This is a genomic window from Variovorax sp. 10L426 (assembly GCF_056395305.1).
This window is the reverse complement of the sequence record NZ_JBFTJF010000149.1, coordinates 1-363: the sequence shown is the minus strand read 5'-3', so window position 1 is coordinate 363 and position 363 is coordinate 1. Positions and strand designations below refer to the sequence as shown.

The window sequence follows — 363 nt, the reverse complement described above, 5'->3', positions numbered from 1 at the left end:
GAAGCAGCCATCATTTAAAGAAAGCGTAATAGCTCACTGGTCGAGTCGGCCTGCGCGGAAGATGTAACGGGGCTAAACCATGCACCGAAGCTGCGGCAGCGACACTTATGTGTTGTTGGGTAGGGGAGCGTTCTGTAAGCCGTCGAAGGTGKGCTGTGAGGSMTGCTGGAGGTATCAGAAGTGCGAATGCTGACATAAGTAACGATAAAGCGGGTGAAAAGCCCGCTCGCCGGAAGACCAAGGGTTCCTGTYCAACGTTAATCGGRGCAGGGTGAGTCGACCCCTAAGGCGAGGCCGAAAGGCGTAGTCGATGGGAAACAGGTTAATATTCCTGTACTCGGTGTTACTGCGAAGGGGGGACGG

1 rRNA gene is annotated in these 363 nt (G+C 54.7%); it reads left to right on the top strand.

Annotated elements, in window-relative coordinates:
* Window positions 1-363, top strand: a 23S ribosomal RNA gene (locus tag AC1DHL_RS30205); the annotation flags it as partial.